This is a genomic window from Halomonas ventosae, from assembly GCF_004363555.1.
GTDB lineage: Bacteria > Pseudomonadota > Gammaproteobacteria > Pseudomonadales > Halomonadaceae > Halomonas > Halomonas ventosae.
Genome location: NZ_SNZJ01000005.1, coordinates 106,089 through 124,978, shown reverse-complemented (window position 1 = coordinate 124,978; position 18,890 = coordinate 106,089). Strand labels below are relative to the sequence as shown.

The 18,890-nt window shown below is 67.9% G+C and carries 15 protein-coding genes; 5 read left to right on the top strand and 10 right to left on the bottom strand.

Translation table 11 applies throughout. From position 1 onward, the window contains the following. Window positions 1-43: 43 nt before the first annotated feature. From DFP85_RS05820 to DFP85_RS05805, 4 genes are all read right to left on the bottom strand, one after another. Window positions 44-1,459, bottom strand: a complete 1,416-nt coding sequence (locus tag DFP85_RS05820; RefSeq protein WP_243737215.1) for a sigma-54 dependent transcriptional regulator — start codon at window positions 1,457-1,459, stop codon at window positions 44-46. 455 nt (window positions 1,460-1,914) lie between these two features. Then, window positions 1,915-2,400, bottom strand: coding sequence for a peroxiredoxin (locus DFP85_RS05815; protein WP_133635361.1), 486 nt, complete (start codon window positions 2,398-2,400; stop codon window positions 1,915-1,917). Between the two features lie 49 nt (window positions 2,401-2,449). Further along, complete coding sequence (locus DFP85_RS05810; protein WP_133635360.1) at window positions 2,450-3,136, bottom strand: SDR family oxidoreductase; 687 nt, start codon at window positions 3,134-3,136, stop codon at window positions 2,450-2,452. A gap of 322 nt (window positions 3,137-3,458) precedes the next feature. Further along, window positions 3,459-4,193 (bottom strand): murein L,D-transpeptidase catalytic domain family protein, encoded by a 735-nt coding sequence (locus DFP85_RS05805; protein WP_133635359.1) that lies wholly within the window; start codon window positions 4,191-4,193, stop codon window positions 3,459-3,461. 168 nt (window positions 4,194-4,361) lie between these two features. Between DFP85_RS05805 and DFP85_RS05800 the strand changes: the two genes are divergently transcribed. Further along, complete coding sequence (locus DFP85_RS05800; protein WP_133635358.1) at window positions 4,362-5,981, top strand: L,D-transpeptidase family protein; 1,620 nt, start codon at window positions 4,362-4,364, stop codon at window positions 5,979-5,981. Window positions 5,982-6,027: 46 nt separating this feature from the next. Here the strand turns inward: DFP85_RS05800 and DFP85_RS05795 are convergent, their stop codons facing one another. From DFP85_RS05795 to DFP85_RS05785, 3 genes are all read right to left on the bottom strand, one after another. Continuing rightward, window positions 6,028-7,881 carry an ABC transporter ATP-binding protein gene (locus DFP85_RS05795; protein ID WP_133635357.1) on the bottom strand — a complete coding sequence of 618 codons (1,854 nt, stop codon included), beginning with the start codon at window positions 7,879-7,881 and terminating at the stop codon, window positions 6,028-6,030. A gap of 110 nt (window positions 7,882-7,991) precedes the next feature. Further along, entirely contained in the window at window positions 7,992-9,725 is a 1,734-nt protein-coding gene (locus DFP85_RS05790) for a peptidoglycan DD-metalloendopeptidase family protein (protein ID WP_133635356.1), read from the bottom strand. 239 nt (window positions 9,726-9,964) lie between these two features. Beyond that, complete coding sequence (locus DFP85_RS05785; protein WP_133635355.1) at window positions 9,965-10,813, bottom strand: pirin family protein; 849 nt, start codon at window positions 10,811-10,813, stop codon at window positions 9,965-9,967. A gap of 98 nt (window positions 10,814-10,911) precedes the next feature. On the opposite strand from DFP85_RS05785, the gene DFP85_RS05780 reads away from it, so the two are divergent. Together DFP85_RS05780 and DFP85_RS05775 are read left to right on the top strand one after the other, a co-directional pair. Further along, window positions 10,912-11,826 carry a LysR family transcriptional regulator gene (locus DFP85_RS05780; RefSeq protein WP_133635354.1) on the top strand — a complete coding sequence of 305 codons (915 nt, stop codon included), beginning with the start codon at window positions 10,912-10,914 and terminating at the stop codon, window positions 11,824-11,826. 100 nt (window positions 11,827-11,926) lie between these two features. Further along, window positions 11,927-12,931, top strand: coding sequence for a glutathione S-transferase family protein (locus DFP85_RS05775; protein ID WP_133635353.1), 1,005 nt, complete (start codon window positions 11,927-11,929; stop codon window positions 12,929-12,931). Between the two features lie 161 nt (window positions 12,932-13,092). Here DFP85_RS05775 and DFP85_RS05770 read toward each other — a convergent pair whose 3' ends face one another. Continuing rightward, window positions 13,093-13,548, bottom strand: coding sequence for a YaiI/YqxD family protein (locus DFP85_RS05770; RefSeq protein WP_133635352.1), 456 nt, complete (start codon window positions 13,546-13,548; stop codon window positions 13,093-13,095). Between the two features lie 421 nt (window positions 13,549-13,969). Between DFP85_RS05770 and DFP85_RS05765 the strand changes: the two genes are divergently transcribed. Both DFP85_RS05765 and DFP85_RS05760 read left to right on the top strand, forming a co-directional pair. After that, window positions 13,970-15,682 (top strand): DEAD/DEAH box helicase, encoded by a 1,713-nt coding sequence (locus DFP85_RS05765; RefSeq protein ID WP_133635351.1) that lies wholly within the window; start codon window positions 13,970-13,972, stop codon window positions 15,680-15,682. A 116-nt stretch (window positions 15,683-15,798) separates the two neighbouring features. After that, window positions 15,799-16,782, top strand: a complete 984-nt coding sequence (locus DFP85_RS05760; protein ID WP_133635350.1) for a DMT family transporter — start codon at window positions 15,799-15,801, stop codon at window positions 16,780-16,782. A gap of 95 nt (window positions 16,783-16,877) precedes the next feature. On the opposite strand, the gene DFP85_RS05755 is transcribed toward DFP85_RS05760, so the two are convergent. Beyond that, window positions 16,878-17,618, bottom strand: a complete 741-nt coding sequence (locus DFP85_RS05755; RefSeq protein WP_133635349.1) for a glutamine amidotransferase — start codon at window positions 17,616-17,618, stop codon at window positions 16,878-16,880. Between the two features lie 39 nt (window positions 17,619-17,657). Then, complete coding sequence (argE, locus tag DFP85_RS05750; protein ID WP_133635348.1) at window positions 17,658-18,812, bottom strand: acetylornithine deacetylase; 1,155 nt, start codon at window positions 18,810-18,812, stop codon at window positions 17,658-17,660. Between the last annotated feature and the right edge of the window lie 78 nt (window positions 18,813-18,890).

Genomic DNA, 18,890 nt, shown 5'->3' with positions numbered 1-18,890 from the left:
ATATGAATGGGGCTGATCAGTAGGCCGCTGCGCGCCCCATCCATCATGTTGAGGTTAGTTGAACGAATCCGGATGTCGATGGATCAACCGTCTTTCCATCAACCGAACCTCCACTCTTGTCGATGCTGTGCTTCTCGAGGAGTCGGTAGAGGGTGACTCGTGAAACGCCCAGCTCCCGCGCTGCATGCAGCACCTTGTGCTTGTTGCGTGCCAGGGCGGCCCGGATGGCGTCGGACTCTGCCATGTCGCGTACCTGCTGCAGGGTATCGGCATCTCGGGAAAGGCTTTGGCGTCGTTCCAGACCCATGTCGGAGGGCGTGATGAGCCGATGTTCACACATGACCATGGAGCGCCGGACCCGGTTGACCAGTTCGCGTATGTTCCCCGGCCAAGGGTGCTGCCGCATGACCACCGCACAGTCATGGCTGAACCCGTGAACCCGAGAAGGCTTTTCCGCGGAGAACTTCTGGAAGAAGAAGCGGGCAAGCGGCTCGATGTCTTCCGGATGCTCCCTCAGCGCCGGTGTCCTGACTTGAAGCACGTTGAGCCGGTGATACAGGTCCTCGCGGAACTCACCTCGTTCCACGGCCTTCTCGAGGTCGACGTGGGTGGCGGCCAGGACTCTGACATCGACGGGAATCTCCTGGAGTCCACCGACGCGGAATACCTTGAGATTTTCCAGGAAACGAAGCAGGTTGACCTGCATGTCCAGGGGCAGGTCCCCGATCTCGTCGAGAAAGAGCGTGCCTCCCTGCGAGCTCTCGATGATGCCTATCTTGCGTTGGTTTGCGCCGGTGAAGGCTCCTTTCTCATGGCCGAAGAGTTCGGACTGGATGAGGCCGGAAGGTAGGGCCCCACAGTTGACGACGTTGAAGGGGCCATGACACCTGGATGAATGGGCGTGGATGGCACGGGCCGTGAGTTCCTTGCCCGTACCGGACTCCCCGGTAATCAGCACGGGCGCCTCGGCAGCGGCGACCTTGTGGATGGTTCGGTAGAGCTGTTGCATGACCGGGCTCTCGCCGACCATGTGGTAGTCGTCGTCCGGACAGGAAAGCGTCGAGATGGGGTGCGCTTCATGGAGGCTCGCCATGCCCAGTGCACTCTCCAGCAGGATATCGAGTCGTCTCGCATCGGGGGGGGTGGCCTGGTAGGCATAGCAGGCGCCGTAGACCAGGTCACGAGCCTTGTCGTGCTGCAACAGATCCCGCTCGATGATCGCCACCCACTGGACCTGTGACAAGCCGGGCCTGGTATCGACCTCCAGGGGAAGCGAGGATGTAGAAGCGTCGATGGCGGCCAACCCGACCCTGACGGCCTCCCTGTTCAATAACTCAAGCGCGTCCTGCGTATTATCGGCATGGTGGATCGACCATCCATAATCTGATAGCTGCTTAAGCGTGTCCTGAAGAGCGGTAATGTTCCCTACTGTCATGAGTTGCCTGGATGGCTCCATCATCTCGTTCCCTCATGGTTGCGGGCAACCATTGCTGATGGTGATCAGGCCCTGCGAAAGGCGAGTCCAACCCACGGGGTTTGGCCCGCGTGTCTGATGTGCTGCTTACCCCACTGGCAGCAGTCCTTCTACTGGCCTCCTGGCCGGAAGATGGACTGATCCCTAGCCCCGAGCACCAAGGCATCTTGGAGCCGGGAGCGACGCGGTAAGTGTTGGTCGGCACTGAACGATTGTAAAGTCATGTTACAGACCGGGTGGATGCCCCATGGAAAGTATGAGTCTTCTCAGCTTTTCCGGAAAACTTTCGATTAAACAGAGGGCTGCATTCATTTTTTGGTGGCTCAGGGGGAGGAGTTGCTGACAGGCATACCAGGAAAATGGTACTCGAACGTCAGGACCCGGCTGCTGTAACGGGCGGAAAGCAGCCAGGCCATGAGGCAGGTGGCAGGGGAGGAAATCTAGCCAAGCCTGTCGAGGATCGTCTCGGCACTGCTCTTGTCCACCACGCCCTTCTCGGTATCGACACCGAGATACTCCACCACGCCGTCATAGGCGATCAAGGCATAGCGGTGGCTGCGGATGCCCATGCCACCGGCCGTGGCATCCTTGTCCATGCCGATGGCATGGGTGAATTCGGCATTGCCGTCGGCGAGCATGGTGATCGCCTCGGCATTCTGGTCCTTCTGCCAGGCGCCCATCACGAAGGCGTCGTTCACCGAGAGGCAGGCGAGGGCATCGGCCCCCCTGGCGAGGATGTCATCGGCGCGCACCACGAAGCCCGGCATGTGGGTGTTGGAGCAGCCGGGGGTGAAGGCGCCGGGCACGGCGAAGAGCACCACGCGCCGGTCGGCGAAGAACTCGCCGGTCGATTGGTCCTGTGGCCCATCGGGGCCATTGGTCTTGAGGGTGATGTCCGGAATCCTGTCGCCAATCGAGAGTGTCATGGGGTAGGCCTCTGGTTGGGGTATGCGTTATTCGTGGCTGAAGGGCGGGTCATTCCAGCGGCGGCGTGGGACGAATCAGGATCTCGTTGACATCCACGTGCTCCGGCTGCCCCAGGGCATAGGTCACCGCATTGGCGATGTCGCGGTCTTCAAGGGCGTGCTCCGGGGGTTCGTCGAAGAACGGGGTGTTGACCATCCCGGGCTCGATCAGGGTCACGCGGATGCCGCTGCCGCGTAGCTCCTCGCGCAGGTTGTAGCCGATCCCGCTGACCGCCCACTTGGTGGCGCCATACATGGAGCCGGGAATGGTGGCACGGCCGGCGGCCGAACCGGTCAGCAGCACGTGACCACGGCTGCGACGCAGTGCCGGCAGGGTGGCCTGCAGGGTCAGGCCGACGCCGTAGATGTTGGTCAGGATCATCTCGCGCCAGGCCTCGTGGTCGGCGCCACTGAAGCCTCCCGGCGAGCCGCCGCGCCCCGCGTTGGCGAATACGGCATCGATGCGACCGAAGCGTTCCATGGCCTGCTCGACCATGGCCTGCTGGTCATCCATGGAGGTGACGTCACAGCCGATGGCGAGCACGTTCTCCGGGCCCAGCTCCTCGGCCAGGGTCGTGAGCTTCTCCCGGGAGCGGGCGGCCAGTACCAGCTTGTAGCCTTCCCGCGAGGCGGCCCTGGCCGTGGCGGCGCCGATCCCGCTCGACGCCCCGGTAATCAGTAATACGCGATGCTGCATCGTCCTCTCCTGTGCCGGTGACCCGTGAATTTCCAGCATGGCTCAGTCCGCGACATGGCTGCAATCCTGGCGCTCAACGCAACACTGGCTCCCCGGCATGGCAGTCGCCATCGAGGATATCGGGCGCCGTTTGCTGTTCCCTCGGACTTGATGGAGGGCGCCATGCCAAAGGGTCCATCCTGAGCATGGCAGATAAATCAAAGTCAGGAGCTTACGAGCAGGAACGACGTGAGGTGCAGTGGTCGCTGCGGCGAGAGGGCAGGAGAGGGCCAGTGTGCCCTGCCATGGTGCCGCCGGCGGTGGCACCATGGCAGGACGCGGGTCAGTTCAGGGCCAGTTGCGCCTCGTCACGGTCACAGTGGAAGAAGTCCGAGCTCGCCAGCCATTCCGGGTCGGGGTAGTAGGTGAAGAGGTACTGGTCCTCCTTGATGCTGTCGATCAGCGGCGCCGCGACCTCCTGGCGAACCGCCGGGCAGCCATGGCTGCGGCCGAGGCGGCCGGTCTGCTCGATGAAGGCCTCGCTGACGTAGTCGGCGCCATGGATGACGATGGCGCGCTCGTAGGCCAGGTGGTTGACGCCGGGCTCGAGGCCCTCCAGGCGCAGCGAGTAGCCGTTGCGGCCCTGGTAGCTGTTCATGGTGCGGAACAAGCCGATGCTGGACTGGTGGCTTTCCGGGACGTTGGAGAAGGTCTCGGCCATGGCATTGCCCGAGCCCTGGCCGTGGGAGACCAGTTCCTCGAACAGCAGCTGGCGGCGCTGCAGGTCGAAGACCCAGAGGCGCGGCTCGGTGGAGGGCTGCGAGAAGTCGATGACCGCCAGGCGCTCGGCGTCGGGGTCGGCGCAGGAGAGCGCGCGGGCCGCGAGGCGCAGGACCCGAGGATCGGCGTCGGGTGCCAGCCGGGTCAGGGTCTGGTCAAGTGGAAGCTGGCGCAGCGTATCCGGCTTGTAGGCCTGGGCCAGGAAGTCGTCGCCGGCCAGGCTAGGCGGCGTGCCCAGTAGCAGCGCGCTGCACAGGGCAATGCCGGGGAGCCATCGGTTCGGGAAGGAGATAGGCATTCGGAAAACCTGTCGTGTGGCATGCTGGGTCCGGTCGTCGGCCATTCCCGACGGCGGGGCGATCAGGCGAAAGTGGAGCCGGCTTCCCTGCGCCTCCCTGTCGGACACTATTATGACCAAGGGAAACATGATGACCAGACCCCATTCTCAACGCAGGAGCCAGGCCACATGCCCTCAGCCAAAGGATTGACGCCACTGATTCTCGTGGTAGGGATGCTGTTCTCGATGAGTGGCTGGGCCTTCGCCGAGGAGGGGGAGGCCACCGTGGCCGATGCCCTCGCCGAGCGGCTAGCCGAGGAGGAGGAGGGTGGCCTGCGGGACTTCTACGCCGCGCGCGAGGGGCGACCCGCCTGGCAGGAGGCAGAGACCATTACCGGCTTTGCCGCGGCCCTGCGCAGCCTGGAGGCCGATGGCCTGACACCGCAGGACTACCGGCCGGATGCGCTGGTGGCGGGACACCGCCAGGTGCAGGCCGAGGGGCAGACGCCGGCCGCCCGGGCGCGCTTCGACCTGCAGGCCAGCCGCGTCCTGCTGGCGGCCCTGCGCCATCTCCAGCGCGGCAAGGTGGATCCCCATCGCATCGACCCGGACTGGGAGGTGCCCATCGACGCGCCGCCCCTTGACCTGGCCTCGGTGTCGCGGGCGGTGGATGCCCAGCGCTTCGAGCAGGCCTTCGCCCTGGCACGTCCCTCGGCGGCCCCCTACGAGCGCCTGCGCGCGGGACTGGCCCGCTACCGCCATATCGAGCGGCAGGGCGGCTGGCCAAGGCTGCCGCAACGACAGCAGTCGCTGCGCCCGGGGGACCTCCACGACGATGTGCCGCTGCTGCGTGAGCGCCTTGCGATCATCGGCGAGCTGGAGGTGATGGTGGCCGACCTCTTTGCCGGGGTCGACTCGGGCGATGCGGAGCCGCGCCGCTACGACGATGTCCTGGTGGAAGCCGTGAAGCGGTTCCAGCGCCGCCACCTGCTCGAGGTGGACGGCATCGTCGGTCCCCGCACCCGGGAGGCCCTGAACGTGCCGGTGGGGGAGCGCATCGACCAGATCCGCGTCAACCTGGAGCGTGCCCGCTGGCTGCTCCAGGGGCTGCCGGACTCCTTCGTGCTGGTGGACATCGCCGGCTACCGGATCAGCTACTTCCGCCCCGACGGTGGGGTGTGGCGCTCGCGCATCGTGGTGGGACGCCCCTATCGCCGCACCCCCTCGCTGCGCTCGGCGATCACCCACCTGACACTCAACCCCACCTGGACGGTGCCGCCGACCATCCTGCGCGAGGACGTGCTGCCCAAGGTGCGCCGCGATCTCGGCTACCTGTGGCGAGAGGATCTCATGGTGCTGGGGCCCTCCGGCCAGCGTCTCGACCCCCGCGAGGTCGACTGGTCACGGCCCGGCAACATCATGCTTCGCCAGCGGCCCGGCCCGCAGAATGCCCTGGGCCGCGTCGTGCTGCGCTTCCCCAACAACCACCTCGTCTACCTGCACGACACCCCCGCCCAAGGCCTCTTCGCCAGCGAGCAGCGGGCCTTCAGCTCCGGCTGCATCCGCGTGCAGGGGGTGCTCGAATTGGCCCAGCATCTCTTCGACGATACCGGCACCCCCGCCCATGTGGCCTCGCTGGTCGCCGAGGGCGCGACCCGCAACATCCATCTCGAGCGTCCCGTGCCGGTGATCCTGCACTACTGGACGGTGCACCCGGGCGAGGATGGCGAGCTGGTCTTCCGGCCGGACGTCTATCGGCTCGACGCCACCCTGCTCTCGGCCCTGGACCGGCCCTGGACCGGCCTCTGAGCGGGTAGCGGGGCCGCTGTCGTGACCGGGTGGCGCCACGTCCGGCTCAGCGGTAGCCCCTGGCCTGGAGCCGGAACAGTCGGGCATAGCGGCCGTTGGCGGCCATCAGGCTCTCATGGTCACCCTGCTCGAGGATCTCGCCGCCGTCGATCACCAGGATCCAGTCGGCGGCGCGCACCGTCGAGAAGCGATGTGAGATCAGGATGGTCATGCGGTCGCGGCTGTGCTCGCGGAAGTCGGCATAGACGGCCGCCTCGGCCGCGGCGTCCATGGCCGCCGTCGGCTCGTCGAGCACCAGGATGTCGGCGCCCTCGCGCATGTAGGCCCGGGAGAGGGCGATCTTCTGCCACTGGCCCCCCGAGAGCTCCTGGCCGCCCTTGAACCAGCGCCCCAGCTGGGTGTGGTAGCCGCCGGGCATGCCGGCGATGAACTCGTCGGCCAGGCCTCGGCGGGCGGCCGCCTGCCAGCGGGCCTCGTCGGTGAAGGCGGCGACGTCCCCGGCCCCGAGGTTCTCGCCCACCTTCATCTGGTAGCGCACGAAGTCCTGGAAGATCACCCCGATGCGCCGGCGCAGCGCCTGGACCTCCCAGTCGCGAAGGTCACTGCCATCGAGCAGGATGCGCCCTTCGGTGGGCTCGTAGAGGCGGGTCAACAGCTTGATCAGGGTGGTCTTGCCCGAGCCGTTGGCCCCCACCAGGGCGAGGCTCCCGCCCGGGCGCAGGTGCAGCGAGATGCCCGAGAGGGCCGGCGACTCGGTGCCGGGATAGGTGAAGCCCACGCCCTCGAAGCGGATGCCGTCGCCGGGGCGCGCTCCAGCGGTAAGGGTGCCGCGCTCGGCGGGCACCGGCTGCTCCAGGTACTCGTAGAGGTTCGAGAGGTAGAGGTTGTCCTCGTACATGCCGCCGATCGCCGTGAGGCTCGCCGAGAGCGCCGCCTGGCCCTGCTTGAAGACCATCAGGTACATGGTCATCTCACCCAGGGTCAGCCTTCCGGTGACGGTCTCCGCCACCACCCAGGCGTAGGCGGCGTAGAAGGCCAGGGTGCCCAGCAGCCCGAGCAGGAAGCCCCAGGTCTCGCGGCGCAGCGTCAGGCGACGATCCTCGTCGTAGAGGGTCTCGAAGATGCTCCGGTAGCGCTCAAGCAGCAGCGGCTCCAGGCCGAACAGCTTGACCTCCTTGATGCTGTCCTCGCGGGCCAGCACCGTCTCCAGGTACATCTGCATGCGGGTCTGTGGCGAGCGCCAGCGGAACAGCCGGAAGGCATCGCCGGAGAACTTGGCCTCCGAGACGAACACCGGCAGGGCGCCGATCACCAGCACGAGCAGTGCCCAGGGCGAGAACTGCACCAGCAGCACGCCGAAACTGGCCAGCGAGATGGCGTTCTGGGCGAGGCCAAAGGTCTTGTTGACCAGGCCCAGCGGGCGCGTCGAGGCCTCGCGGCGGGCCCGGGTCAGCTTGTCATAGAACTCGGAGTCCTCGAACTGCTCGAGGGAGAGGGTGCCGGCCTTCTCGAGGATCATCACGTTGACCTTCTGGCCGAGCAGGGCGCGCAGCAGCGACTGCTGGGCCGAGAGGCCGCGCTGGGCCATGGCGATGATGGCGATCACCCCCGCCTCGGCCAGCACGTAGCGCAGCACCCCCCACCAGTCGACCTCGCCGGTCTCGGCATGGTGGGCCATGGCCGCCACCACCGAATCGACGATCAGCTGGCCGATCCAGGCCGCCACCGCGGGCAGTACGCCGGCGACCAGGGTGCAGAGCGCCAGCCCCAGGGTCAGGGGACGGGAGGTCTGCCAGACGAGGGCCAGGGCACGGTGGCTGTAGCGGAAGACACCGAGGAAGCTGGCCAGGCGACGCTCGGGCGGCGCGGCCGGCCGGGGGTGGGCATGGGGTGAGGACACGCCGAGGCTCTCCGATCCGTGGTGGCGCCAGTATACTCCGGCAGCAGGCGCCCCTGAACGACCGCGCCCCGCTCGAGGGCGGGGCGCGGATAGGCGGTGGAGGGCGGGGCTCAGCCCTCGTCGTCGGTCGCGGCCACCTCGCCGGTGCTGGCGACCACGGTGCCGGTCTCGCCGCTCTGCAGGGCGGCCAGCACGGGTTCTGCCTGGCGCTGGAAGGCGACCAGCCGCTCGCCCTGGAGGCTCTGGTTCTCGGGCAGCGCCACCTTCATGGCATTTACCTGGCTGTTGTTGACCAGGACCTCGTAGTGCAGGTGAGGGCCGGTGCTGCGCCCGGTGTTGCCGGACAGCGCAATGCGCTCGCCCATGGCGACGCGCTGGCCATTGCTGACCAGCGGCTTGGAAAGGTGCAGATAGCGGGTCTTGTAGCCGTTGTCGTGGCGGATCACCACGTAGCGGCCGGCCGCCGGATGGTTGCCGACCTTCTCCACGCGGCCATTGGCAGGGGCCTGGACGGCGGTGCCGATCGGCATGGCGAAGTCGGTGCCCTTGTGGGGGCTGATGCGGCCGGTGACCGGGTGCTTGCGGCGCGGGTTGAAGTGCGAGCTCAGCCGGTAGCGACCGTCGAAGGGGTAGCGGTTGAAGGCCGGGTCGAGGCTCTTGCCGTCCGGGGTGTAGAAGCGGTTGTCCTCAGGGTTGCGCACCAGGGTGAGGTCCATGCGCTCGCCTTCGTACTGTACCGCCAGCACCCGCGGGTCGAGGCTCTCGCCGTCGATGATGTCGGACTCCACCAGCACCTGAAAGCGATCGCCGCGACGGGTGTCGCGGCGGAAGTCGAGTTTCTTCTCCAGGACCCGGGAGAGTTCCGAGACCTCGGCGCTGGTCAGGCCGGTAGCCTTGGCCGAGCGTGCGAAGCTGCCGCTGATGCTGCCGGCGAAGAGGCGCTGGGTGGCCTCGCCGGCGCGTTCGATGGTGGCGACCTCGAAGCCGTCATCCTGGCGCTCGACCAGGAAGCCGTCCCGGGCGTTCTTCATCAGGCGCAGGGAGAGCAGGCGCCCTTGCTCGCCGAGCTGGTACTCGAAGTGGTTGCCCTGCCGCCAGTGGGTCAGGAGCCGCGGCTCGGGCAGGCGCTCCAGCAGGTTCATCACCTCGCTGTAGCCCATGCCGAGGTGCTTCTGCGCCATGATCGCGAAGGTGTCGCCCGCCTGGACCTCGTAGGTGTTCCATTCCGGCACAAAGGGCTCGCTGGCGGCGATCTCCTCCTCCAGCTGGATCGGTCCCTCGTCGAACAGCTCGAGCTCGTCCTCGGAGACCTCCTCGTAGGAGGTGGCATCGGCCACCAGCCCGCCGTCGTGATCGAGCATGCCGCCGGCGATGGTCCCGATGACCACGGCCATGTGCAGGGCGCCATCATCGAGGCTGGCAACGCCGTCCGTCAGTATGCCGGTTTCACCCTGCTGGGCGCCGAGGCGCTGGGCGGGCAGGGCAAGGGTCACGGGAATTTCGGGTTCGGCACGACTGGCCTTGGCCGAGGTGACGAAGTCGATATCGACGATCTCCGAGGCGGTGAGCTCGGATAGCGGGACATGGCTCCGAGTGGCGTCGAGGGCTCGGGTGGCCATCTCGATGGCGTCGGCGACCGGTGTTCGCTCGGTGCGCAGCGAAGGCAGGCCGGGGCTGGCATCGGCATCGAGGGGAACGAGGACGGTGTCGAGCGTCTGGCTCTCACGCTGGACATCTTCGAAGGAGGTGACGATCTTCTGTGCGCCCAGCACGGTGACCATGGTGGCAACGGGTAACAGCAACAGCTTGTGGGTGCGGGGCAGCGAATGGAGGATTCGCATCATGGGTAACGGGCCGTGACAGATGAAAAGGAAATAAATAAGTGGCATCAGAACCATACCCCATGATGTATGGGATGCCTAGTCTGTACGGACATACAGGAACGGCCTGCTATCCGCCTCCCACGTGGCGAGGAGGTATCGGAGCAGGGGGCGCGAACGCTGTTTGTTAAGTGGACATTGGACACGCCGGACCGGGGAATTTCAACCCCGGCCCGGATGAGATGTCATTCAGTGGGTGTAGATCAGCCAGTGAGGGTGCCGTCGCGGTAGTCCCTGAGCGCCTGCTCCAGCTCTTCGTGTGCGTTCATCACGAAGGGGCCGTAGTGGGCAATCGGCTCGCCATGGGGTTCGCCGGCCAGCAGCAGGGCCTCGGCGCCTTCTCGGCTGGTCAGTGCGAGCCGCTCGCCACTGCCGAGGCGGGCGAGCCGGCCCTGAGCCACCGGGCTGCCGGCGATCTCGAGGCTGCCCTTGAAGACGTATACCAGCAGCGTGCTGGCCTCGACGGCCAGCGTCAGTTCGCCCCCGGCCGCCAGCCGGGCATGGGCCACCGCGCCCTGGCCGGCCAGGGCCTCCAGGGGGCCCGTGACGCTCTCGCCGGCGGTGTCCTGCCAGCGCCCGCCCAGGGCGACGAGGCTGGCGTCCTGGCCGCTCAGCGTCGGCATCTCTGCGCTGCGCACGTCGCGGTAGGTCGCCGGGCTCAGCTTGTCCCGGGCCGACAGGTTCAGCCACAGCTGGAAGGCGTGGAGGCCCTGCTGGTCGGTCAGCGGCATCTCCGAGTGGATGATGCCGCGGCCGGTATGCATCCACTGGGCATCCCCGGCTTGGATGGTGCTCGAGTGGCCCAGGTGGTCCTCGTGGGTTAGCCCCCCGTGGATCACGTAGGTCAGGGTCTGGATGCCGCGGTGGGGATGGGGAGGGAAGCCGCCGATGTAGTCATCCGGCCGGTCGGAACCCAGTTCGTCGAGCATCAGGAAGGGGTCGAGCCCTCCGCCGAAGTCGTGGATGCGCTGGATCCTGACGCCGTCGCCGTCCTGGCTCGGCTGGCTGGTCACCAACTGATCAATCTGTCGGGTAGACGGGGTGGGTGCCATGGGGTATCTCCGATTCTGAAAGGTTTGACTGGCATTTTAGGTCGGATTTTTCGAAGATTAAGCGCAACGTTTCGCTCTATTGATTCGAGGAATTCGAAATGTCCCGTGTCACCCTGGCCCAATGGCAGATGCTGGCGGCCGTGGTCGACCATGGCGGCTTCGCCCGTGCCGCCGAGGCAATCCACAAGAGCCCCTCGACCCTGAACCACGCCGTGCACAAGCTCGAGGAACAGCTCGGGGTAGCGGTGATGGAGCCGGTGGGCCGGCAGGTGCGTCTTACCGAGGCCGGTGAGCTGCTGCTGCGCCGGGCCCGTCAGCTGCTCGAAAATGCCGCCTCGCTGGAGGATGTGGCGAGTCGCCTGGCCGAAGGACTCGAGGCGGAGGTGGTGCTGGCTGTCGACCAGATCTTCCCCCCCGAGGCCCTGGCCCGGGCGCTGGAGGCCTTCTCGGCGGCCTACCCCCATGTGCGCGTACAACTTCATGAGACGGTGCTCAACGGGGGCATCGAGATGCTCTATGACGGCAGCGCCGACCTGGTAGTCTCGGGCATCTCCGCCCAGGGCTTCCTGGGCGAGCCGCTGGTCAGGGTGCACTTCGTGGCCGTGGCCCATCCCGATCACCCGCTGCATCGCCTGGGGCGCCCGCTGGACCTGCGCGATCTGGAGCAGCACCGGCAGCTGGTGGTGCGCGACTCGGCCCTGCACCAGTCCATGGACGCCGGCTGGCTCAAGGCGGAGCAGCGCTGGACGGTGAGCCACCTGCAGACCTCCATCGACATGCTCGAGCGGGGCCTGGGCTTCGCCTGGATTCCCGAGACACGCCTGCGCCAGGCGCTGGCCGAGGGGCGCCTCGCGCGGTTGCCGCTGGCCGCCGGGGGCAGCCGCGAGTACCCGGTGCAGCTGATCCATCGCGACCGGGACCGGGCAGGGCCGGCGACCCATGCCATGGCCGAGGCACTGAAGGCGGCGGTGGCGGCCTGCTCGCCTGAAGAACCATTCGAAACCGTCGAATGATAAGACGCAAAACCTGCGCTTGAGCGTCGATGGTTTCGCCTTATGCTGGGTGCATCCTCGTTATCGAGCACTCGCTCACCGGCATGCAAGGAGATGACCCATGGGGCTTCTGATCGACGGCACCTGGCACGACCAGTGGTATGACACCGACAAGCACGGCGGCGAATTCGTGCGTGAATCCGCCAAGCTGCGCGACTGGATCACCCCGGATGGCAGCCCGGGGCCCGACGGCCAGCCGGGCCTGGCCGCCGAGGCGGGCCGCTACCACCTCTATGTGTCGCTGGCCTGTCCCTGGGCGCATCGCGTGCTGATCATGCGCCGGCTCAAGGGGCTCGAGGCGTCCATCGGGGTCTCCCACGTCAGCCCGCTGATGCTGGATCAGGGCTGGACCTATCGCGAGGACGAGGGCTCGAGCGGCGACCCGGTCAACGGCGTGGACTTCCACCACCAGCTCTACACCCTGACCGACCCCCACTACACGGGACGCGTCACCGTGCCGGCGCTCTGGGACAAGTCCTCGGGGCGCATCGTCAACAACGAGTCCGCGGACCTGCTGAGGATGCTCGATGGCGCCTTCGACGGGCTGACCGGCAACCGCCTGGACCTCTATCCCGCGGACCTGCGCGAGACCATCGATGCCGTCAACGCCGACGTCTACGACCACATCAACAACGGCGTCTACAAGTCCGGCTTCGCCACCGAGCAGGCGGTCTACGAAAAGCATGTGGTGGCGCTCTTCGAGGCGCTCGACCACATGGAGGCGCGCCTGGCGGAGCACCGCTACCTGGCAGGCGAATGGTTCACCGAGGCCGATATCCGGCTGTTCACGACCTTGATCCGCTTCGATGCCGTCTATCACGGCCACTTCAAGTGCAACCTGAGGCGCATCGAGGACTACCCGAACCTCGCCAACTACCTGCGCGAGCTCTACCAGTGGCCGGGCATCGCCGAGACGGTGGACTTCGAGCACATCAAGCGCCACTACTATGCCAGCCATGCCAACATCAACCCGACCGGCATCGTGCCCTACGGCCCGCTGCTCGACCTGGACCGGCGGCATGACCGCGACCGCCTGCCGGGCAAGGGGATCCGGGAGAAGGGGTAAGTTTTAAGCGCCGAGCGCCGAGCGCCAAGGGCCAGGGGCCAAGGGCGGGCCTCAGCAGGTACCAATCGCTTTGCGAGCAAAGCTCCTTCGACAACCTGCCCAGTGGCTCCGCACCCTGTAGGAGCGCTGCTGGCAGCGCGATCCGCCGCGAAGCGGCGGCCTCAATGTCGGGAATTCTTTGCCAACCAGCGGTCCAGCGCATTGGCGAACTCGCGGCGGTCGCTGTCGGTATAGCCGCCGGGGCCGCCGGTATGCTCGCCGCTGGCGCGCAGGGTCTCCATGAAATCCCTCATCTGTACCCGGGCGCGGATATTGTTGGCATCCAGCGACTCGCCGCGGGTGGTCATCACCCCGGCGCCGCGCTCGATGGCCTCCAGGGCCAGCGGCAGGTCCGAGGTGATCAGCAGGTCGCCCGACTGGAGGCGCTCGACGATCTCGTTGTCGGCGGCATCGAAGCCCTGGCTCACCGCCAGGCCCTTGACCCACCGCGAGGGCGGTAGCGGCACCGCATGGTTGGCCACGAACCAGGTCGGCGTGGCGGTACGTTCGGCGGCGCGCACGATGATCTCTCGCGCCACCCTGGGGCAGGCATCGGCATCGACCCACAGATTCGGCATGCAGTACTCCCGGCTGTGAAGGGATCTCGAAAAGGCTGGCCAGTGGCAGTCGACGATGGTAGCATGCGCGCTCCTCGCATGTGTTGACCCCACCATCATGACGACGCCACGCTGCTCCAGGCAGGTGGGCGCCGAAACGCCGGGCCCAGTGACAAGCACTGACCCACACGCGTTCGAATTGTGTAGATGGAGCGCCGCCGAGATCACGCCACCCGGGCGAGATCGGCGCAAACGGTCGCCACAGCGGTTCACGGGCCATCCCCGATGGCGTGGACCGAATGCCAGGTGCGACCGGCGTCCCCGACTCCGATTTCCTCATCTGATGCTCCGTTGGACGGAACCCAGATGCCTGAGCGTGTTGCACGCGTCAGGGACGCCACTGAATTTCTGCCGGCCCCGTCGGCCTACCAAGGTGTGATTAATGACCTCGACTTCTGTCGCCTCGCCGAGCTTCGGCGATCTGGCCCTGCTGCCCGCCGTGCTCTCTGCCGTGGAATCCCAGGGCTACGAGACCCCGTCACCGATCCAGGCGCAGACCATCCCTGCGCTGCTGGAAGGACGTGACATGCTGGGCCAGGCCCAGACCGGCACCGGCAAGACCGCTGCCTTCGCCCTGCCGCTGCTGTCTCGCCTCGAGCTGACTCGCCGCGAGCCCCAGGTGCTGGTGCTGGCGCCGACCCGTGAGCTGGCCCAGCAGGTGGCCGTCTCCTTCAGCAAGTACGGCCAGAACCTCAAGGGCCTGGAAGTCGCGACCCTGTGCGGCGGCCAGGAGTACCGCGAGCAGCTCTCCGCGCTGCGGCGTGGCGCCCAGGTGGTGGTGGGGACCCCGGGCCGGGTCATTGACCACCTGGATCGCGGCAGCCTCAAGCTCGACGGCCTCTCCGCCCTGGTGCTCGACGAGGCCGACGAGATGCTGCGCATGGGCTTCATCGACGACGTCAAGCGCGTGGTGGCCGACACCCCGAAGGACGCCCAGCGGGTGTTCTTCTCCGCCACCCTGCCGGCCGAGATCGAGCGCATCGTCAACCGCTACCTGGTCGACCCGGTCAAGGTTGCCATCGAGTCCAAGGTCGGGACCGCCGCCAGCATCGAACAGCGCATGGTGCGAGTCGACGGTGGCGCCAAGCAGGAGGCGCTGGCGCGCATCCTCGAGGTCGAGCCGGTCGACGGGGCCATCGTCTTCGTGCGCACCCGGGCCGCCTGCACCACCCTGATGGAGCAGCTCTCCGCCCGTGGCATGAACGTCGCCAGCCTCTCCGGTGACCTGGACCAGAGCCTGCGAGAGCGCACCATCACGCGCCTCAAGCGTGGAAAGATCGACATACTGATCGCCACCGACGTGGCCGCCCGCGGCCTGGACGTGTCGCGCCTGACTCACATCATCAACTACGACCTGCCCCAGGACGCCGAGGCCTACACCCACCGCATCGGCCGTACCGGTCGTGCCGGGCGTACCGGCATCGCCATCACCTTCGTCGGCTTCCGCGAGGGGCGCAAGGTGGGCTGGCTCGAGCAGGCCACCGGCCAGAAGATGACAGAGATGGCCGTGCCCGACGAGGCCGCCATCCGCGCCCACCGCGACGAGATCTTCCACCAGCGCGTGGTCGCCGCCCTGACCGCCGGAGCCGACGAGCAGCGTGCCCTGGTCGAGCGGATGGTCGAGGAGGGGCACGACCCCATCGAGCTGGCCTGTGCCTTCGCGCGCATGGCGCGTGCCGACGAGGCCCCCATCGGTCGCCTGCAGGCACCGCGTGCCGAGCGCAATGATCGCAACCCGCGCGATGCCAAGCCGAAGCGTCGTGGTGATCGTGACGACCGGGCACCGCGCGAGGGCATGACCCGCTATCGCGTCGCCGTGGGCCACCAGGATGGCGTCAAGCCCGGTCAGCTGGTCGGGGCCCTGGCCAACGAGGGCGGCATCGAGGGCAGCCGCATCGGCCGCATCGACATCCGCACCGCCTTCTCGGTGGTCGAGCTGCCGAGCTCGCTGCCGGAGAGCATCCTCGGCAAGATGGCCCGTGCCCGCGTCGCCGGTCGCCCGCTGGAGATCAGCGAGGACAAGGGCGCGCCCGAGCGTGCCCCGCGTCGTCGCCAGGACGGTGACGCGCCGATTCGCCGTCGCACCAGCGCCTGAGCCAACGGTAGCCGCCCGCCGGGCGGCAACCCTGCCTCATCGACAGGCCGGAGCTTGCTCCGGCCTGTCGTCGTTGGTGCCCCTGGCACCTCCGCCATCAAAAGGAGGACTCCCTCATGTGGAAGCGGCTGCCGTTTCGGCTGCGCGGCTACCTGATCACCATGACCGGCGTGCTGCTGCTCTCGCCGGATGCACTGCTGGTCAAGGACACCTCGGTGGACGTGGCCACCTTCATGTTCTGGCGCGGGCTGATGCTTGGCCTGGTGCTGCTGGTGATTGCCGCCGTGCGCTACCGCCAGCGCCTGGGCCAGGCGGTGCGTGCCTGTGGTCCCGCGGCGCTGTGGTGCCCGCTGGCGTTCGCTGCGAGCGCCTGGGCCTTCGTCGGGGCCACCCGCCTGACCTCGGCGGGCAACGTGCTGGTGATGATCAACCTGGCACCGCTGGTGGCGGGGCTGATCGGCATGCTGTTCTTCGGCCAGCGGCTGCGGCGCCAGACCTGGGTGGTGATCGCCATATGCGTCACCGGGGCCAGCCTGATGGCCGCCGGGGAGGTGGGGCAGGGGAGCCTGCTGGGCCTGGCGGTGGCGCTGATCATTCCGGTGTCCATCGCGGTCAACACCACGGTGGCCAGTGCCCAGCGCGGCAATCGTCAGCGTGGTGTGGACACCACCGTGGTGTTGCCGCTGGGCTGCCTGGCGATGCTGGTGCCCGCCGCACTGTTGGGCGGCGTCCAGCTGCCCGGGGCCGAGGACATGCAGCGCCTGGCGCTGATGGGGCTGCTCCTGCCACTGGCCTATTTCCTGATCCAGACCGGTGCCCGCTATCTGCCCGGCGCCGAGGTCAGCCTGGTGATGCTGGTCGAGACCCTGGCGGGCACCCTGCTGGTGTGGTGGTGGGTCGGCGAGGTGCCGGCCACCCTGGCCTTCGTGGGCGGGGGCATGATTGTCGCCGCCATGCTGGTCAGCAGCCTGCGTGACCTCTACCGCCAGCGCCGCAAGGCCGCCGAGGGGGCACCGGACGCCCGGCGCCTGCGCGACGCCGCCGCCGAGCGCAGCATCGAGCGCGGCGAGCCTGCACCGCCGGTCGGAGAGCGCCACTGACGAGCGCGCGATGGACCCGCGACAGCGCCCCGCCGTGTTTCTCCGGCGGGGCGCTGTCGTGTCTGGCGGAGGAAGGTGCCCTCCCTGGCCTGGGGTCAGGCGCGCTCGAGCCGCGTGTCCGCGGAGACGAGCTCGGCGAAGCGGGGCAGCAGGCCGGTCGCCTCCGGCGTGGCGGCCACCTCGGCGATCAGGCGCTCCGGATCCTCGCCCTGGTCCTGGAGGGCCTGCCGCTGGTGCGCGAGATAGGCGCGCATCACCGCCGGGGTGAACTCGGGATGGAACTGCACGCTCCACTGGCGGGGGCCATGGCGCAGCGACTGGTGCGGGTCATGGGCATTGGCCGCCAGGACACAGGCCTCGGGCGGTGCCGTGAGGACGGTCTGGGCGTGGCTCAGGTGGGCGCGGAACCGGGTCGGCAGGCCGCCCAGCAGCGGATCCCGGCGGCCGGCCTCGGTCAGGGTGACCTCGCGGGTGCCGGACTCCCGGCCGGCGGGGTGGAAGTCGCTGGTGCCACCGAAGGCCGCGGCCATCAGCTGGTGGCCATAGCAGACGCCGAGCATGGCGATGTCGCGGGCACGCGCCTCGACCAGCCACGGCTTGAGCGCCTCGCTCCAGGGCTCGGCGTGGCTGACCATGGCGTGGGAGCCGGTGATCAGCACCCCGTCGATGTCATCCAGCGCCGGCAGGGCCGCGGCGCGCGGGGCATCGAGGACCGCCACCCGGGTGTCGGCCGGCGCTGCCGCGAGGGCGCGCCGGAAGAGGGTCTCGAAGTCGCCGTGGTCGCGGGCCACGTCGGCGAAGCTGTCTCCGGTCTTGACGATCAGCAGGCGGGGCATGGGGGGCTCCAGGCAGCGGGTGGGCAAAGAGCCGGCATTCTACTTTCGTTGCAGCCGCTCGCCCAGTGCCGCCATGAAGGCCGCGCCCGCCTCGAGCTGCTCGATGTCGATATACTCGTCGGGCTGGTGGGCCTGGCCGATGCTCCCCGGGCCGCAGATCACCGTGGGCAGTCCCTCGCGCTGGAACTGGCCGGCCTCGGTGGCATAGGCCACGGCACCGGCGGGGCGCTCGTCGAGCAGGTCGCGGCACAGCGCGAGCACCTCGGCATTGTTGTCGTCGGCGAGTGCCGGCACCGTGGTATTCAGCGCCTCGGTGACGATGGCGGCGTCCGGCGCGCGCTTGCGCATCTCGGCCTCCAGCTCGGCCGCGCTATCGTTCACCCGCGCGAGCAGCGCCTCGAAGCGATCCGAGGGCAGGTGGCGGACCTCCCACTCGAAGCGGCACTCCCGGGCCATGATGTTGATGGCCGTGCCGCCGGCGATCTTGCCGACGTGCAGGCTCGAGTGCACCACGTTGAAGGCCTCGTCCACGCGCCCCTCGGCCCTGAGTTCGGCCATCACGTCCTCGATCCGCGTCACCAGGCGGGCAGCCACGTGGATCGCCGAGACCCCCTGGTTCACCTGGCTGGAGTGGGCGGCACGGCCGGTCACGGTGGTACGCAGGTTGGTCGCCCCCTTGTGGGCAACCACCGGGTGCATCATGGTCGGCTCCCCGACAATCACCGCCGCGGGGCGAGGATGGTCGGCCAGCAGCCGCTCGATCATCCGCGGGGCGCCGATGCAGCCCACCTCCTCGTCGTAGGAGAACGCCAGCCAGATGGGCGTCGCCAGCGCCTGCTCCACCCAGCGGGGGACCTCCGCCAGGGCGCAGGCGATGAAGCCCTTCATGTCGCAGGTGCCACGGCCATAGAGCCGGCCATCGCCCTTGTCCACCAGGGTGAAGGGATCGGTGGACCAGGGCTGGCCATCCACCGGCACCACGTCGGTATGTCCGGAGAGCACAACGCCACCGGCCACGGCGGGGCCGATCCGCGCCAGCAGGTTGGCCTTGCGGCCGTCGTCGCTCTCCACCCGCCAGTGCGACACGCCGTGGTCGTCGAGCCAACCCTCGACCCACTCGATCAGGGCCAGGTTGGAGTCCCGCGAGACGGTGGCGAAGCCCACCAGGCGGTCGAGTATCTCGGCGGCGGTCATGATCAGGCTCCCGGGTAGTGAGTGTCGGCCAAGCCTAACACGGCTGGTCGGCCGGCTGGACGCTCCTCACCGGGCGAG

Excerpts from the sequence above, each read along its gene's own strand:
- DFP85_RS05790 (WP_133635356.1), bottom strand. The coding sequence starts at position 9,725 with ATGATGCGAATCCTCCATTCGCTGCCCCGCACCCACAAGCTGTTGCTG.
- DFP85_RS05810 (WP_133635360.1), bottom strand. The coding sequence starts at position 3,136 with ATGCAGCATCGCGTATTACTGATTACCGGGGCGTCGAGCGGGATCGGC.
- DFP85_RS05775 (WP_133635353.1), top strand. The coding sequence starts at position 11,927 with ATGGGGCTTCTGATCGACGGCACCTGGCACGACCAGTGGTATGACACC.
- DFP85_RS05765 (WP_133635351.1), top strand. The coding sequence starts at position 13,970 with ATGACCTCGACTTCTGTCGCCTCGCCGAGCTTCGGCGATCTGGCCCTG.
- DFP85_RS05815 (WP_133635361.1), bottom strand. The coding sequence starts at position 2,400 with ATGACACTCTCGATTGGCGACAGGATTCCGGACATCACCCTCAAGACC.
- DFP85_RS05755 (WP_133635349.1), bottom strand. The coding sequence starts at position 17,618 with ATGCCCCGCCTGCTGATCGTCAAGACCGGAGACAGCTTCGCCGACGTG.
- DFP85_RS05780 (WP_133635354.1), top strand. The coding sequence starts at position 10,912 with ATGTCCCGTGTCACCCTGGCCCAATGGCAGATGCTGGCGGCCGTGGTC.
- DFP85_RS05760 (WP_133635350.1), top strand. The coding sequence starts at position 15,799 with ATGTGGAAGCGGCTGCCGTTTCGGCTGCGCGGCTACCTGATCACCATG.
- DFP85_RS05785 (WP_133635355.1), bottom strand. The coding sequence starts at position 10,813 with ATGGCACCCACCCCGTCTACCCGACAGATTGATCAGTTGGTGACCAGC.
- argE (WP_133635348.1), bottom strand. The coding sequence starts at position 18,812 with ATGACCGCCGCCGAGATACTCGACCGCCTGGTGGGCTTCGCCACCGTC.
- DFP85_RS05820 (WP_243737215.1), bottom strand. The coding sequence starts at position 1,459 with ATGATGGAGCCATCCAGGCAACTCATGACAGTAGGGAACATTACCGCT.
- DFP85_RS05770 (WP_133635352.1), bottom strand. The coding sequence starts at position 13,548 with ATGCCGAATCTGTGGGTCGATGCCGATGCCTGCCCCAGGGTGGCGCGA.
- DFP85_RS05805 (WP_133635359.1), bottom strand. The coding sequence starts at position 4,193 with ATGCCTATCTCCTTCCCGAACCGATGGCTCCCCGGCATTGCCCTGTGC.
- DFP85_RS05800 (WP_133635358.1), top strand. The coding sequence starts at position 4,362 with ATGCCCTCAGCCAAAGGATTGACGCCACTGATTCTCGTGGTAGGGATG.